General features: G+C 53.0%; 10 protein-coding genes. All 10 read right to left on the bottom strand.

Features of this window, described 5'->3' with window-relative positions:
- Nucleotides 1-7: 7 nt before the first annotated feature.
- Nucleotides 8-850, bottom strand: a complete 843-nt coding sequence (locus tag FYZ48_RS02145; protein WP_149337043.1) for an alpha/beta fold hydrolase — start codon at nt 848-850, stop codon at nt 8-10.
- Nucleotides 851-884: 34 nt separating this feature from the next.
- Nucleotides 885-2,558 (bottom strand): sodium:solute symporter family transporter, encoded by a 1,674-nt coding sequence (locus FYZ48_RS02140; RefSeq protein WP_149337041.1) that lies wholly within the window; start codon nt 2,556-2,558, stop codon nt 885-887.
- Nucleotides 2,559-2,590: 32 nt separating this feature from the next.
- The gene (locus FYZ48_RS02135; protein WP_149337039.1) at nt 2,591-3,625 is read right to left on the bottom strand and encodes a succinylglutamate desuccinylase/aspartoacylase family protein; all 1,035 of its coding nucleotides are present in this window, start codon (nt 3,623-3,625) and stop codon (nt 2,591-2,593) included.
- A gap of 42 nt (nt 3,626-3,667) precedes the next feature.
- Entirely contained in the window at nt 3,668-4,786 is a 1,119-nt protein-coding gene (locus FYZ48_RS02130) for a mandelate racemase/muconate lactonizing enzyme family protein (protein WP_145181443.1), read from the bottom strand.
- A gap of 54 nt (nt 4,787-4,840) precedes the next feature.
- The gene (locus FYZ48_RS02125; RefSeq protein ID WP_149337037.1) at nt 4,841-6,238 is read right to left on the bottom strand and encodes a DUF1501 domain-containing protein; all 1,398 of its coding nucleotides are present in this window, start codon (nt 6,236-6,238) and stop codon (nt 4,841-4,843) included.
- Nucleotides 6,239-6,250: 12 nt separating this feature from the next.
- Nucleotides 6,251-9,631 carry a PSD1 and planctomycete cytochrome C domain-containing protein gene (locus tag FYZ48_RS02120; protein WP_187781835.1) on the bottom strand — a complete coding sequence of 1,127 codons (3,381 nt, stop codon included), beginning with the start codon at nt 9,629-9,631 and terminating at the stop codon, nt 6,251-6,253.
- Nucleotides 9,632-9,645: 14 nt separating this feature from the next.
- Nucleotides 9,646-10,266, bottom strand: a complete 621-nt coding sequence (locus tag FYZ48_RS02115; RefSeq protein WP_149337033.1) for a GntR family transcriptional regulator — start codon at nt 10,264-10,266, stop codon at nt 9,646-9,648.
- A gap of 694 nt (nt 10,267-10,960) precedes the next feature.
- Nucleotides 10,961-12,421, bottom strand: coding sequence for a glycosyltransferase family 2 protein (locus FYZ48_RS02110; RefSeq protein ID WP_145037924.1), 1,461 nt, complete (start codon nt 12,419-12,421; stop codon nt 10,961-10,963).
- A 172-nt stretch (nt 12,422-12,593) separates the two neighbouring features.
- Nucleotides 12,594-14,720, bottom strand: coding sequence for a serine/threonine-protein kinase (locus tag FYZ48_RS02105; protein ID WP_149337031.1), 2,127 nt, complete (start codon nt 14,718-14,720; stop codon nt 12,594-12,596).
- A gap of 18 nt (nt 14,721-14,738) precedes the next feature.
- Nucleotides 14,739-15,353 carry an RNA polymerase sigma factor gene (locus FYZ48_RS02100; RefSeq protein ID WP_149337029.1) on the bottom strand — a complete coding sequence of 205 codons (615 nt, stop codon included), beginning with the start codon at nt 15,351-15,353 and terminating at the stop codon, nt 14,739-14,741.
- Nucleotides 15,354-15,676: the final 323 nt, after the last annotated feature.

The following is a 15,676-nucleotide window of genomic DNA, read 5'->3' as shown; positions in this document are numbered from 1 at the left end:
CCGGAGATTACTGCTCCGGTTTTTCTTTCTTGCTATTCGCCCGTTGGATGATGAATTCCAGAATTGCGCGGCTGTCATCATAGCTGGTCTTGTGGCCTTCGTGCGGACGGTCGATCAGCAGGACTTCTCGGTTGAGTTGTTTCAAGATATTGATCAGTCGGCGGGCACTGTCCGGAGGGACGCTGGTGTCTTTTCCGCCGACCGAGATGCTGAGGGGCATCGTCAGTTTTTCGGGCCAGTATTCGGCGCTCCGTTTTTTAAATTCTTCCGGGATCTGCTGTTTGGTGCCCCCGAAGGAGGCCTGGATAGCGGTTTGAAAATTGTTGTACTTCAGATGGTTGGCGGTGGGGTTCATGGCGGCGACTCCGTCGATGAGTTCCGGATGCAGGGCAGCGAAGGTCAGGCTGGACGAGCCTCCCATCGAACCGCCACAGAGGAAGACCTGGTCGATTTGATACTTTGACTTCAGTTCCTCAATGATCTGTTGCAGGTCGGCTTCTGCCTGAGGGCCCATCCAGGAGGTGCGGGCCCGGTAATCGGGGGAGACGTAGATCAGATTATACTTGCGGGCGATGTCGCGAGCCGCCCGGCATTCGCCCCGGGGATCTTTGACGAACTGCCAGCGGTCGGAACCGTGTCCGTGCAGGGCGATGAGCAGCGAGTGGGGCTTTTCAGTTGAGAACTGTTCCGGGAGCAGCAGGACATAACGCTGTGTTGTCTGGTCACAACGGGCGGTGAATTCAATGTCGAGGGGCACTGGTTTCTGCGGGGACGGTTCAGCGGCATGGCCGGGGTTGACGAGCAAGGCGATCAGCAGGGGGATCCACGATAGTCTGAGGCAGTGTTGCATGGGGGAGTCCCGAGTATTTTCCTGTAGTGGCGGATTACCAGAAGAGTCCAAATATGATCCAGCAGGAGAAGGCGATTAATAGAATCGCGTACCAGTTGGGGTTGAGGTATTGAGGAACCGGCTTATAAAAGGGTGACTCTTTGACGGCCAGCAGTTCCTGGCGGCTTTCGGAGAGCCAGTCATGTTTTTCCGGTGAGGCGGGGGTTTGTAATTCCAGTTGCTGATCCGGATTGAGCCAGCCCCATTTGAGGGTGGCCGCGAGCATGGCGAGAGTGGTGATGATCATCGAGCAGGGGAACGCGTACCAGACTTCCGTCAGCCAGGGGCTGAACAGGGGTTCGTCGACCAGCACGCGGTCGATGAAGCCGAGCAGGCCGAACAGGGATCCGGCACAGAGGCCTACCAGGCCACTCTGGCGCGGGACGCGAGTCAGAACGCCTACAATATAAACGGTGAATAATGGCGTCACAAAAACAGGAATCAATGTGCGGAAGGCCTGAATCATGTTGTCATAACGGGCGATGAAAGGGATGTAGAGGAAGCCCATCAGCAGAATGCCAATGGTCGCCCAGCGGGTGGCTTTCAGGTAATGCGCTTCCGTGGCGTCGGTTTTGATCCAGCGGGCGTATATGTCGCGGGTGAACAGGGCCGAAAGGGCGGAGCCAATGGAATCAAAAGTACTGATGGCGGCGGAGAGAATGCCGGCGACAACGAGACCTTTGAAGCCGGGAGCGAGATACTGATTAGCGAAATGCGGTAATAACTGGTCGGCTCCGGAGTGAGTTGTGAATTCGGGAACGAGGACGCGGCCCATGACACCCATCAGGGTAGTGCCGATCATGATGGGCATGATCAACAGGCAGCCGAAGAGGGCCGCCATTTTCATGTCCCAGAGTGAGCGGGCTCCCATGAGCCGCATGGTCTGCGTGTGATTGACGGTGTAGTAACCCATGCCGATGATGGTCCAGCCCATGACGATCAGATAGGGAGAGGTGGATTTGGCATCCTGGAACTGACCGATGTGCAGCCAGTTGATTAGCGGTTGTCCGTTGGCGTCGGTGGACTGCGAGAGGTTATCGACTATTGTCGACCAGCCTCCGGTGGCGGACCAGACGGCGTAGAAAATGGTGATGCCGCCGGCCATCATGATCAGGCTCTGCAGGGCGTCGGTCCAGACGACGGAGGTGAGTCCGCCCCAGGTGGTATAGGCGGCGGTGAAGATGACCAGCAGGGCGATGAGCGTCCAGCATTGTGTGGGAGTGAAATCAAGGAGTCCCTGCAGCATGAGATAAATAGACCAGATCATCAGGCCGAGCATACTGGTGCGGTACTGGATCTGAATCAGGGCGCTGAAGACGCGGATGGATTTTCCGAAGCGGGTTTCCAGGTATTCGGCGTTGGTGTAGAAGCCACCACGATAGAGGACCGGGACCACGACGAACGAGGCCAGGACCGCACCGCAGACACTGGCGAGGGTGAAAGCGGTGATGATGTGCATGCCATGGTTGTAGGCGTAACCGGTGAGGGAGACAGCGTCGGCATTGTCGACACTGGTGGCAAAGATCGAGAGCCCCAGCCCCCACCAGGGGAGCGAGCGTCCGCCGAGAAACCAGTCGCTGCTGGATTTCGTACTGCGGGCGAGGTAAAAGCCAAAGGCGATCACCGCGCCATTCAGTAAAAAGACAATGAACCAGTCCAGTCCCGTCATGCATGTCTTCCCGGTGGTGGAGAAACAGGAGGTTATTCGAACGTTTTCAGGACGGCAGGATCGACATCATGGGCCAGACAGAAGAGGATGTCTCCCTGGCTGGTGAGGGTCGGGCCGCGGTGGGCGATCGCGATGCCATCCGAGGGGGCTTCGATGATTGTCGGTTCGCGGTCTGGACGTTCGAGGAAGTAGAGTCCTCCCAGGGGCTGTCCTGCGGAGACGTCAGCTCCGACATCGACGAAACTTTCAAACAGACCGGACTCAGGGGCGAACATATAGTCGTCGGCGTCGAGTGCCTGAATCCAGCGGGTGGGATCCAGGCCGAGGTCGGCGCGGCTCTGTTCCTCTCCCTGCAGGACCTTGAGGTGGATGAGGACGTTATGCAAGCCGGACTGAGTCGTGCGGTGCACGCTGGCCGGAGTCACTTCGCCGCCGCCCATTTCAGTGGTGACGACAGTTTTTCCCATGTTTTCGGCTTCGACGGGCAGGAGCCCTTTGCCGGCGATGTCGGCGTAGAGGAATGCGAAATCGGTGTTGTAAGCGAGTGTCGCCTGAGCCATGCGGCGGCGCTGTTCGAGATCATCGACCAGGTGCAGGTGGGCACAGGGATAAAAATAAACGCCGCGTCCGCCGGTGTGCAGGTCGATGACGACATCAACCCGCGGAAAGATTTCCGTGGTGAGATAGTGAGCCATGATTTCGGTGACAGTGCCTTCCGCGTTTCCGGGAAAACAGCGGTTGAGGTTTTTGCCATCCAGAGGGGAGAGTCGCGTGGCTGCTTTGGCGGCGGGGATGTTGATTGCAGGGATGAAGATGATGCGGCCGGAAATCTGCTCCAGCTGCAGAGTTTTCATCAGTTTCATAATGGCGATGGGGCCGGGATATTCGTCTCCATGATTACCGGCCATGAGGAGCACGGTGGGGCCTTCGCCGTTGGCCATGGTGGCGATGGGAATCTGCAGTTGCGACCAGCCGCTCAAGTTGTAAGAGAAGGGAATATTGAGCGTACTCCATTGAGTACCGGGCTGTTCAAAGTCGATCTTCGTACGAATGGGGGTTTGTGTCATGTTGTGGTCTCAGTCTGGTCTGGGGAAGTGTGAGGGGGGACACTATTTCGATTCTGAAACAATATGAGCGGCAACGAATTCTTCATTGAGCGTGACGCCAAGCCCCGGTTGATCGGGAACCTGAATGATGCCGTTTTCGGCCTGGACTTTTTCGTAGGTCAGTTCGTTGCGGATCGGTTCGTCTTCGACGCAGTCTTCAAAGATGAAGGCATCTTTGCAGGTGGCCAGCCAGTGCAGCGAGGCAGCGACAGTGATGGGGCTGGTGTAACAGTGATTGCAGGGACGGGCACCAATGTCGGAAATCCGCTGTTTCAGATAGGAGGCCTCGGTGAAGCCGTTGCGAGCGAGGTCGATCTGGTAGACATCGAGGGCCCGCTGTTCAATGTAGGGGCCGAAGGATTCGCGTCCGCATTCTTCTTCGCCGGCAGCGATGGGGACGGGGGAGCGATCTTTGAGCCAGGCATACCCGGCGACATCGTGAGGGAAGAGCGGTTCTTCAAGCCAGCCGATATTGTAATCGGCGAAGGCGTTGGCCCGTTGCAGTGCGGTTCTGGCATCCCAGACACAGCCGGCGTCGATGAGCAGCGTGCCGTCTCCCATACCTTCGCGGGCTCCCGCCACCAGTTCGATGTCGAGTGCTTCCGACTCTCCCATCGGTTCCCAGCCGAACTTGACTGCGGTATACCCGTTTTCGATCCAACGCTGGGCGATGTCGCAGGTTTCCTGGCCATCTTTGCCGAACAGGATTGAAGCGTAGGCGCGGAATTCACTGTGATGGGCGCCGCCGAGCAGGCGATGGATCGGTTCACCGAAGTGTTTACCTTTGAGGTCCCAGAGGGCCATGTCAATCGCGGCCATCGCGGTGATGGTGACGCCGGTGCGGCCGAAGTACATGGTATGGCGATACATTTTCTGCCAGAGGCGCTCTGTTTCCAGCGGGTTTTCGCCGATCAGGAGCTCTCTTAATCCGCAGGCCACGTTGTGGCTGTAAGGGGCGTCGATGATGGCTTTGACCACTTCGGGGGAGGAGTCTGCTTCGCCGATCCCTTCCAGGCCGTTGTCGGTTTTGATGCGGACCAGAACCGAATCCTGACAACTGGCTGTTTTGTTGGTGACGGAACCTGAGCGGAGGATCTGGCAGACGATTTGTTCAATTTTCATGGAGATGAGATGCCTTAACTGAAAGGAGAATGATTCTCTAAATGGATGATTGTGTTATGAGATAATTTCTTTGACGACGCGTCCGTGAACATCGGTCAGACGAAAGTCGCGACCTGCGTAACGGTAGGTGAGCCGTTCGTGATCGATACCAAGCAAATGCAGCATGGTGGCGTGCAGGTCGTGCACGTGAACTTTGTTTTCTGCAGCCGCGAAGCCGGTTTCATCGGTAGCGCCATGTACGTGTCCTCCTCGGACGCCACCGCCGGCCATCCACATGCTGAAACCGTAATGATTGTGATCGCGTCCATTCATCGCGGGGAGCTCCGCGACCGGGGTACGGCCGAATTCGCCTCCCCAGAGCACGAGTGTGGAATCGAGCATGCCCCGCTGCTTGAGATCCTGCAGGAATGCGGCGATGGGCTGGTCCCACTGCCCGCAGAGGCGTTTCAGATTCTTTTCAATTCCACTGTGATGATCCCATTCCTGTCCGCCACTGTGCCAGACCTGGATGAAACGGACTCCCTGTTCGAGCAGGCGGCGTGTCATCAGTAACTGGCGGCCCTGGAGACCGTCGCCGTACATTTCGTGAATGTGCTTCGGTTCTTTGGAGAGGTCAAGCACATCGGAAGCAGCGAACTGCATGCGATAAGCCAGTTCGAAGGATTGGATGCGGGCTTCGAGCAGGGGATCGTGTCCGCGCTCTGCGAGGTGCCGCTGGTTGAACTGCTGTAGCAGATTGAGCTGACGTCGCTGGCGTTCCGGTGTCTGTGGGTTGTTGATGTTTTCAATCAGGCGGGTTACGTCGGTCTCTTTGGTGTCCAGGTGAGTTCCCTGAAATGAGCCGGGCAGAAAAGCGGATCGCCAGTTTTTTGGACCGACGACAGGAAAGCCGTTGGGGCAAAGCACGACGAAGCCGGGCAGGTTTTCATTGAGTGTTCCCAGACCATAATTCACCCAGGAGCCAAAACTGGGGCGGGGCAGGGCGTTATCGCCACAGTTCATGAGTAACAGTGAAGGCTCATGATTGGGAATATCAGAGTGCATGGAACGGATGACGCACATGTCGTCGATATGGGCGGCTGTTTTCTGGAACAGTTCACTGACTTCGATGCCGGATTCACCAAATTTATGAAACTGGAAGGGAGAACCCAGTGCGCCGGCGGTTTTGCGTTCCGTGGGTAGATTGGGGTTGGGCAGTGGTTTGCCGTGAAATTTCTTCAGGAGTGGCTTAGGATCGAAGGTATCGACGTGTGAGGGGCCGCCGTTCATAAACAGATGCACGACCTGCTTGGCCCGGGCGGGATGATGACGCGTGACGGAGGCGGTCTGTTTTGCTGCCTGCAGGTTTTCCTGTGAGGTCAGACCAGCGAGGGCGAGCATGCCCATCCCCATGCCGGAGCGGGTCAGCATTTCGCGTCGTGTCAGAAACGGGTTGTGGCTGAACTGGTGCATGATCGTGCCGCTTTAATCGATAAACTGGAATTCATTAGATAACAGAAGAATCTGTGCCAGGCTTTGCCAGGGGGTAATCCGGACCGGTTCCGGTTTTCTGAAATCCCGGGAGTAGTTCCATTGGCGTGCTGACGTCTGCTCTGGTTTTTCACCGGAGGTGGCCGTGAGCGCCAGTGATTGTGTTTTAATTTCGGGAGACCAGACAAAGGAGTCGAAGCCGAGCTGTCCGGCGATGTCGACCACGAAATCGATAGTCTGACCTTGTTTGAGCTGGATCTTCTCAAGGTTGGTGTCGACTGATTTCTGGTGGAGTGTCCAGGGACCGAGGACTTTCTTACCCGCGATGAGCACGCGGCCCCGGACTCCATTTCCCTGGGGGAGTTCATGGGACAGTTTGCCGTGCAGGGAGACAGTCATCGTCTCGGGGGCCCGCCAGCGGATGACGGCGACATGCTGCATGTCATTCCCGGGATGGCCTCCGGTGTTGTCGAGGAAGACCCAGCCGATTTTGGGATCAGGGAGCTTGTTTCCGCCCTGATACTGTTTTCCGTTCCAAAAGGGAAGTGGTTTGAATTTGGACAGGGTCTGTGTTTTTTCGTCGTAGGCTCCGTAGCCGTATTCCCATTCTGCGATTACTGGTGCCGGCGGAGATTCGACTTGGTCTGAATCCAGGAATTGCTGCATCGCCTGTAATTCATCGGTAGACGGCTCACGTTGCAGGATTGACTGAAACAGCTGCCGGATGCCCGCCTGAGGATCTGGTGACTTGTGTGCCTGTTCTCCCAGAATGCGGGCGGCATTCAATACGAGGGGATGGTTCATGAGGAACAGGGATTGTCCGGGGACCGAGGTGGAATTCCTCGCACCGCTGCTGACATCCGGCGAAGGGAAGTCAAAGGTACGCAGCAGCCCGGGAACGTTCTGACGATCAATAAACGTGTATAAGGTTCTGCGTTTGTTGGCAGTGGCTGCGATGCCTCGGACGGATTTGCCTCCCACAGTCAGATTGAGCTGGTGGCTGACCTGCAGCAGGGTATCACGCATCGTTTCGAAATCCTGCCGTCTGCGATTCATGCGCCAGAGAAGTTTGTTGGCGGGATCTCGTTTCTCGCCGGCAACGTTGGAGCGGCTCTGCTGCTGATACGTAGCAGAGGACATGATATAGCGGTGAAGTTGTTTGATGGACCAGTCGTGCTGCATGAACCAGCGGGCCAGGTGATCGAGCAGTTTGGGGTGGCTGGGTTTAGCGCCCTGAATACCGAAATCACTGGGGGTGGAGACGAGCCCCTGGCCGAAATGATGCTGCCAGACACGATTGACGATCACGCGGGCAGTCAGTGGATTCTCAGGCGAAATGATGGCCTGTGCCAGTTCGAGTCTCCCGCTGCCTTGGGTAAACGGCTCTGCTGAGACCTGATCAAAAAAGTGCAGATAACGGCGGGGGATTGCCTGGGCCGGCATGCCGGGGTTGCCGCGTTTGAAGACGCGGGGTTCGATGATCTGTTTCGCATCCTGGAGTGCCAGCATCTGAGCGAGTTCTGCGGGGGCTGCTGCGCGGGCCTGATCGAGGGCGTCGTTCAGTTCTTTGACTTTCTGCTGTTGTTTTCGATCCGGGAAGAGTCGCAGCACCGTGTAGCCGTGCAGGGGCATGACCAGCGGGGAGTGCGGGCTGTAAAAGGCATTCAAAACGTCTGTTTTAGTTGCAGGAAATGGCTGGGAGGTTTTCTGTTGCCCTGGTCTGGCAGCCGTCACAATTCTCTCATCCCATGCCTGATCAATCTGATTGAACAGCCCTGCATAGCCGCGAATAACATCGTCGAATGTCTGCGGATGCTGATTCAGCAAATGGTTTGCGATCAGGCGTTCCGTTGGACTGGTTTTCTGATTCTGGACTGAGTGCTGCAGCAACTTGAGGGCTTGAGGCTGAAAGTCAGTGGAAGGAAGTTTTGCGAGTTTGTGCCAGAGCGAGAATACGGGATCCTCATTTTTCTCGGAAAGGTCCAGGAATTCCTGCCAGAGCAGCAGGACTTCGGGATTGAGGTCATCGCCGTCGACGATCACATCAAATTTGACGGTGTCCGGACCGTTTCTCTGGGACTGGGCCACGGTCAGATATTCGGCAAGTCGCTGATGTGTGTCCTTGAGAACTTTCTGATGTTTCTGCTGATAGAGCTGATTCAGTTCCTGAGCTGTCTGCTGAATCTTCTGCGCCTGTTCGGCCAGTTGAGGAGAGAGAGAATCCTGATCGCGGAAGGGGAGATCAATGGGCTGTAGCGAATTCCGAAAGACGCCATAGAGCGAGTAATAGTCTTCGATGCTGATCGGATCATATTTATGATCGTGACAGCGGGCACAGCCGACGGTCAGCCCGAGAAATCCGCGGGTGACGACGTCGATGCGGTCTGAAATTATATCGTGAGTATCATTTTTGAAGCGGGGACCGACGGTGATGAAACCGAGGGCCGCTAATGTCTTGTGGGGCAGTTCATCAGTCAGATAGTCTGCCGCCAGTTGTTCGAGAACAAACTGGTTGAACGGCTTATCCTGGTTGAAGCTCTCGATGACATAGTCACGGTAGGTGAATGCATTGTGAAAGGTGGGCTTTTCAAAAAAGACGTAACCTTTGGTGTCTGCATAACGGGCGAGGTCGAGCCAGTGCCTGCCCCAGCGTTCGCCGTAATGGGGAGAGTGCAGTAATTTGTCTACTGTGGCCTGAGATACTGCGGGGCTGAAGGAATTGGTAAAGGTTTCGATATCACTGTAAGTGGGGAGCAGACCAGTCAGGTCCCAGTGCATGCGTCTGAGGAGAGTAGCGGGAGCGGCTGGGGGGGAGGGGGAGAGCTCTTCAGCTTCGAGCCGGGCAAGGATGAAATAATCGATATCGTTCTGAGGCCACCTGGTATTCTTGACGGCAGGTCTTGGCGGGTTCTGAATGGGTTGAAAGGACCAGTGCCGGGAGAAATCGACTGATTTCGTGTCGGCCAACCTGGCGGAATCAGGCCAGACTGCTCCCTGTTCAATCCAGGTTGTGAGAACTTTGATTTCATCAGGAGAGAGTGTTTGATCGGGGGGCATCTCCAGTGATTCCCGTTTGACGGCGGAAATCAGCAGACTGTCATCAGGTTGATTTACGACGATTGCCGGACCACTTTCCCCTCCTTTGAGCAGATGCTCAAGCGAATCGAGGCGGAGTTCTGCAAACTGTTTTTTGGGGCCGTGGCAATCGAGGCAATGTTTGAGGAGCAGGGGCCGCACGTGTTCTTCAAAAAAACGTACCCGCTCCACCTGTTGCGGTTTTTCCGGTTCTGCACGACTTTCGTTCGCAAAGACACTGAGCAGAGTCAGGCAGAGCAACAATATGAAGTGCGGCAATTTGGGAGATTGTTTCATCATGTAATTCATTTGATCTACTCAATATGATTTTCGATGATTTGCAGCGCCTCAGTCAGGCTCTGGTTTTTGAACGCTTCGATGATCGGCAGATGCTCCTCGTAAATCTGTAATGGATTCTTGTAGTTCAAATGTGCTTCACGAAAATGTCGTCTGACGCGTGAAACGATGGCAGACCAGATTGCCAACAGGTCTGGGGACTGTGAGCGTGTTACCAGGGAGCGGTGAAAGGCGATGTCATGCTCTGAAATCAGGGCGAAATCACGGGCTTCGCATGCCTGCTTCATCTTCAGCAGGATGTTTTCCCAGACCTGAAAATCTTCCGCTGTGAGCTGATCAAAGAACAGTCGGACGGCATATTTTTCGATCGTACAGCGGAGTGGAATAATGAGTTCGGTAATTTCATCAGGGGCAGACGTTGCCACCATCGCTCCCCTGTTGCGGTCCGTTTCCAGAACACCTTCCCAGGTTAACTGTTGAATGGCTTCACGAATCGGACCGCGACTGACTGAAAACCGTCTGGCGAGTTCGGTTTCCCGCAGTCGTTCCCCCTCCGCGATTCTACCAGCAAAGATGTCTTCTCTGAGTCGCTCAACGATCTGCTCGCCGAGACCTCTGACTAACTGTAAATCATTCATATATTATACCTGTTAACCGAAACAGAGGTTCTGGTCCGTGCTATGACTCTTGAGAGCAGAGCTTGTTGGCAGTGATCTGCATCTAAAATGCACCGCATTACAGGTTGTATTTTGTAAATTGTTAACAATATATTGTCAAATAAAAAGCTGGTACGTAATTCACTTTCAAAGAATTCAATGTTGGAAAGTGTAAATTAAAATATACATGGTTATATGTATATTTTGGTCGTGCGTGAATGACAAATCCGATCGCATTCGAGATTCGCAACCCAGGCGAGAGTCGGTATCTATAAATTCAGGCACAATAACCGGAGTTGAGAAAAGTGTTTATATTATTGTATTTACGTTGGGAAATTTATTGATCTTAGAGGGTATTTGATTCGTTATTGACAGATAGAAGCAGTTTGTGTTCAAATAAACTCATAGGGTTCGTAAGAACAGTTTTCTGCTTATTTCAGAAAAACCTTCCAATTTTCTGATCATTTTCCGGAAGATTGTCCGGTTACATTCCTATATGACAGTAGAGGGTGTTATTCATTTTTGTGAAAACAAAATGAACTAATCACGAAAGACACGGGCTCACTTGCTTACTAAGCGCACATCGTAGGGGACTAGTGCCTGCTTCCTATTTTGTGTTGTGAGCTCGTGTTTTTCTAATTCGTGACTCTTATTTCCCCGGCCGTACTAGAGATGCTCAGTAGAGAATGTTCTCCGGCGTCTGAACGTGTCCGCAGTGCACTGAGGGGAGCATCAATATTTCACCATTCTCACGCTTGAGCTGCGCGCACCAGGCCCAGTCATGGGCAGGCGAATCCCGGTAGTGGCTACGCCAGTATTTAGGCGTTCGATCTTTCCAGTACATGAGGCAACCTGTACCACAATAGTCGACTGACGTGATTTTGTCGCCCAGTTCTTTAAAAGCTTTGACGATATGTTCTTCATCAAAATAACCGCCGACAAACTGTGACTCGACATGCCGACTGCGGTAACAGCCTGAGACTGCATTCGGCGGGACCCAGCCTGTCGTCAGGTTTTCAGTTAGCTCTTTTCCTGCTTCGAGGGGGACCAGGATATCATCTTCTATGATCCAGTGGATCTCACCTTTCATTTCTGCTTTGAGTCGATTGCAGGCATGGGCCATGAACTGGGCCACCTTGTTTCTTCTGTCACGCTCGGTCGTGTGGTGATATTTAACCGGATGTGGCACGACTCTGATAGACTCAAAAATATTGAGATAGCGGTAGGCTTCTCTTCTGATTTGTTCGAGTGTGCGTGGGTTGTTGGAGTTGTCCAGTAGAACCAGTTCAACCGGCTCCTGTGTGTTGATCAGTTTGACAGCCTGAGCAACCGCTGACATCCACTGGGGAAAGTAGTCGACCAGGCGGCCGCTGATGATCGATCCTACGCTAAGTCGGGTACAGATCTGTCTCATGCGGGGGAGCATCGATTCCTGTCGTTCCTCTTTCTTAGTTTGAATGTTGGCAGACCAGGAACCGGGGTGTTGGCGATAGAGCAGAACAGCCTGACTTTTCGCTGGTGTACCCAGGCGAGCACCGCGGAGGGCCAGGTCCCAGTCCCACATGGTATTGATTTTGTTACGCCACCCGCCTGCGGTTTCGAATGCGTGGCGATTCCATAAAGCAGAGGTGTTCACGAAATTTCGTAACCACAGGCGTCCGTCGTCCCATTCGGGTGCATCCCAGAATGTTGTAAAGGCCCCAAATGCCTCGGCAGAACCGTATACGAAGGGTGTCTCGGGAGTAATGGCGTCCAGATGCTTCTGGACATAGTCTGCCTGCAGAACGTCATCACCGTCCAGGAATAACAGATAATCTCCTTTAGCAAATGAGGCACCGCGATTCCGTGCTTCACAAACCCCCCGGTGAAACTGCGAGCGAATCACCTGCAGTCCCTGATCCTGGTATCGACCGGCAATTTTGAGGGAGTTGTCAAAACTGCAGTCGTCAACATAGACGACTTCACATTCCACACTTTGATTTAATGCAGACTCGATTGCTTCTGCCAGAAATGGTCCATTGTTCCGCGCTGCGATTACGATGCTGACCAGACTCTGTTCCGGATCTGCCTGGAACTTTGTCTGATTTTCCAATTGTTCTACGCGCGCAGATTTTGGCCAGACTGCATTACCTACCATCGATTTAGCCCTTTTGAATTAGAATCTGAAAACACAAACCAGGTTGAAGTATTCAGAAGGGGACCGGAGGGTCAAGATTAAGATGCCGGTTTAAAAGGCTTGATGGTGACCATATATGAGGTGGTGCTGCAAGGATATTTCAGCTGAACAAGGTGGTCTCAGAGAGGGAAGTTTAATACGAAAGGACAGTCGCATTATGCAAACTGTTTTTTATTTCCTGAAAACCAGCTTCAGTGACCTTGGATTCTTTGAGGTGAAGCTTATCCATACTGTGTAGTTGTTTGAGTGCAGGTACTGAGGCGTCGGAAGTGTTGGTGTCTTCCAGATTCAGCCAGTTCAGAGCAGGATTGGTCTGCAGAAACTGCAGGCCTTTATCAGAGACGTTCAGGCGAGCCAGGTTGACTGATACCAGATTTTGGAGATCAGCGAGATGCTGCATACCCTGGTCCGTCAATTTGGGGTTTTTGTGAATTGAGAGATTGGTAAGATTTTTCAGGCTGCTGACAACTGCCAGATCAGCATCAGTAATTCCCGTGCTGTGCAGGTCCAGTTTCATTAGAGAGAGCATACCCTCCAATGGCTGCAGCGATCCGGCAGCGATCCGGCAATTGAATAAGTTTAGCTCTTCCAGTCTGGAGAGTCCTTTCAGGGGGGCCAGCAGTTGGGGAGTGATGGGCTGGGGTTTGAAATCAATTCGTGTGATGGAAAAATCGTGATTGGGGAGCGACTCAATCTGATTGATGGGTTTGTTCTCACCTGAGACCCAAAGCACGCAGCGATGATTCAGGAACCAGGCTGCAGCTTTTCTTTCCAGTTCCGCATTGATAGCAGGTAGAATCACTGGAGCGATACCGGCTGTTTGGGTGGTCTTGTTGACCGCCGTTGTGGAGGGCACATCGGGCTTGTTAAGCCAGATCAGTGCACCAGCCACTCCCAGTGCACAGGCGATGAAAATAGATGAACTGACCATTCTCTTTCGGAGAGGTGCGGATTCTCCCAGCTGTCTGTATTGAGTCGTCGCTGTTTGTTGCAGTGCTTCGATTGCAGGGGAGAGCCTTGCGTTCGTACATAATTGTTTCAGTTCCTGAGACTCAGTGAACCGGGTTTCCGAGGATTCGCTGAGTGGTAGCTCCGATCGCTGATACAGAAAGTGATCGAGAATCTCCACAACTTCTGCCATTGTCTGAATCCGCTCTTCCGGATCTTTTTTCATCATGGACTGAAAAAGATCTTCAATTTCAGGAGGGATGTTCGGAATGGGAACTCGCAGATGTGGTGGTGGTGTCTCGCGATGCGCAATAATTGTTTCGAGTTGCGATGTCTTTTTGAACGGGGGCCGGCCTGTGAGCATCTGGTAGAAAGCGCAACCCAGACTGTAGATATCTGCACGCTGGTCAATATTCTTGACGTTTTGTGCCTGCTCCGGGGCCATGTAATAGACACTGCCCATGATGCAGTTACTGTCGGTCAGATCGCTGCATTCCCCCTGCTTCAGTCCGGCCAGTCCGAGGTCAAGAATTTTGACCTGACCGTCGGAGGTCAGAAACAGATTGGAGGGTTTGATATCTCTGTGGATCAGTTGATGGTTGTGGATGTACTGCAGACCATTTGCCACCTGCCTCAGGATGTAACAGGCGGATGAGAGAGGGATTGTTTTTTCCGCATTCAGGATAGATTTGACATCGTGGCCGTCCAGGTACTCCATTACCAGAAAGCAGGTCCCGTCGATCTCTCCTGCGTCGGTAGCTTTGACTATGTTGGCATGATCCAGACTGCCGATCACTTCCATTTCGCGGTAAAACCGTTGAACCTGGGTCTCGTCATCGACGCGATTGTTCAGGATCAGTTTCACAACGACCTGTTTTTTGAGATGTGAGTGTGTGGCACGGTAGACGGCTCCCATGCCTCCTTTCCCAATCTGTTCAATGAGATGGTAATTCCCAATGGTTCTGATGGGGGCTTCTTCCGGCAGGGGCAATGTCGATGTCGCATTGGCAGCCGGCTGGTCCGATGCCTTGTTGCTGCGACTCCCGGCTTGATGAATGGAGGAAAATGTGGAGCGAAAAAGTTTATCGATCCGTTCGTCGGTAAATGCGTGTTTCTCTGCGGGCTCTTCCTGGGCCTGTTGTCGATGGCAGTTATGCCAGACTTTGAGTTCATCGTCTTCTGACTGGATCTCAATTCGTTTCTGGCAACTGCCGCACTCGTTGAGGTGCTCAGAATAGCGCTGTAAATCGTCGCCATTCAGATCATGTACGAGGTATTGGTGAATTTGATTATCCGAGAGACAATTTTCCATGAAGAACTCAAGATCTGCTTACTTCTGGAATACGACGCTATCAAAGGAAAGACGTTTGATTTCCTCTTTCAGTTTCTGTTGAACCAGGAACTTGGCTTTGTAAATCCAGTTCGGATCAACGTCCAATTCTACCGCCGCTGCTTTGGTAGGGGAATCCTGAATCCAGGTGAGTTCAAAAGCGCGCCAGGTTTTTTCGTCAAATTGCGGGCGGATTGTCTCCAATGCGGTTTCATAGATATGGCTGCAGAATTCATCAGACCAGACACCATCAATTTCGCCGGGGTGCTTATTAATGAACTCTTCCAGTTCGCTTTTTCCCGTCTGGTGCTGAACCCGCTGGTTCTTTTTCCAGAACCGGCAGATTTCGTGGTAGGTGACCGTACCCAGCCAGGAACGAAAACGGCCCAGCTTTCTATTGTACTCGAATGAGTTCAGGGATGTGCTGATCTGGCGAAAGACTTCCTGGCAGACATCCTCGGCATCGGCATCGTTCAGCCGTTTTTTTCGGCAGTAATTGTAGATCAGGGGCCCGTAGATTTTTACAAACTCCCGCCACGCTTCCGCATCCGTATGCAGGCGGACACGGTTCAGGAGCGTGATATGTGTCGAAGGCCATTCAGTGCCGTAGTTCATTTGATGGCGTTCCTTACCGATCACCTTACAACCTCAGCAATAGCAGTGGTCAATCGCTGATTGCAATCGATTGGTAATTGCAGGGAGTCAACTAACTTCAGGAAGGCAGACGTATCAGAGTTAGATTATTTACTGTACTCAAACTGCTTAACGAATGGAATCAAATTTTCCAACAGTAATCAGACAATCCAGTATTATCTGGAGTTCATAAAAATTGATGAATATGATCGCCACAACCAGCGCATACCTTCCCCGTGATAATATAACTACCTTCAAAAAAGAGATCTGATTCAGAGAATTCAGTTATTTGGCAAAAAAGTCAA

The sequence above is a fragment of the Gimesia chilikensis genome (assembly GCF_008329715.1).
GTDB lineage: Bacteria > Planctomycetota > Planctomycetia > Planctomycetales > Planctomycetaceae > Gimesia > Gimesia chilikensis.
The sequence above is the reverse complement of the archived record's forward strand: the minus strand, read 5'-3'. Positions and strand labels throughout refer to the sequence as shown.